Source organism: Marinobacter sp. UBA2498, from assembly GCF_002341575.1.
GTDB classification, from domain to species: domain Bacteria; phylum Pseudomonadota; class Gammaproteobacteria; order Pseudomonadales; family Oleiphilaceae; genus Marinobacter; species Marinobacter manganoxydans.
Map to the genome: position 1 here is coordinate 291 of NZ_DDOI01000069.1, position 920 is coordinate 1,210.

Annotated in this window: 1 protein-coding gene and 1 pseudogene; both read left to right on the top strand. The window is 55.1% G+C overall.

Annotated elements, in window-relative coordinates:
* Positions 1–240 (top strand): annotated as a pseudogene (locus tag B2W52_RS09925) (amino acid ABC transporter substrate-binding protein); the annotation flags it as partial.
* Between the two features lie 90 nt (positions 241–330).
* The coding region (locus B2W52_RS09930; protein WP_286802815.1) for an ABC transporter permease subunit at positions 331–920 on the top strand (590 nt) is incomplete at its 3' end.

Here is a 920-nt window from a genome sequence, read left to right on the forward strand (position 1 = left end):
GCCGACGACATGCTGAAGTCCGACAACCCGAATATCCAGCGCCTGCTGGGTACCGATGGCGACATGGGTGCCAAGCTTGGACTGCCGGATGACTTCGGTTATCAGGCCGTGAAACTGGTTGGCAACTACGGTGAAATGTATGACCGCAACGTAGGACCGGATACCCCGCTGGGACTGGATCGCGGAATCAACGCGCTCTGGACTGAAGGCGGTATCATGTATGCGCCGCCGGTCCGTTAAGACCTGAAGGCATACGGCGAAGTCTCCTGTGGGAGGCTTCGCCGTTATCTCTGATGCTGTAAACCACAGGGAAGCTCTTCAGGACAATCCATGAAAAAACAAACAATCGATACCCGACCTGCAGGGCCCAAGCCCTGGTACGACCCCCGGGTCCGCTCACTCTTCTTTCAGGCGATAGCCATTGCCCTCGTGTTCTGGGGCGGATGGATTCTCGTCGATAACACGCTTTCCAACATGGAAAGCCGTGGCATCAGCACCGGTTTCGGTTTTCTCGGTGAAACCGCCGGGTTCGGCATCATCATGAATCTGGTGCCTTATGATGCAACCATGTCTTATGGCCGAACCTTCTGGGTTGGTCTAACCAATACATTGCTTGTTTCCGCGATGGGTGTCGTTGCCGCCACCATTCTCGGTTTCATCATTGGTGTTGCGCGACTCTCGAGTAACTGGCTTGTGGCCAAAATGGCGCTGGTTTACATCGAAGTGATCCGCAACATACCGCTGCTTCTGCAGATTTTCTTCTGGTACTTTGCCGTACTCAGCAATCTTCCGTCACCACGCCAGAGTGTTGATGTCGGTGGAGCGCTGTTCCTGAACAACCGGGGCCTTTACCTGCCAGATCCAGTGACCCAGGAGGGTTTCGGAATTGTCTGGGGCGGTATTCTGCTTGCCATCGCTGC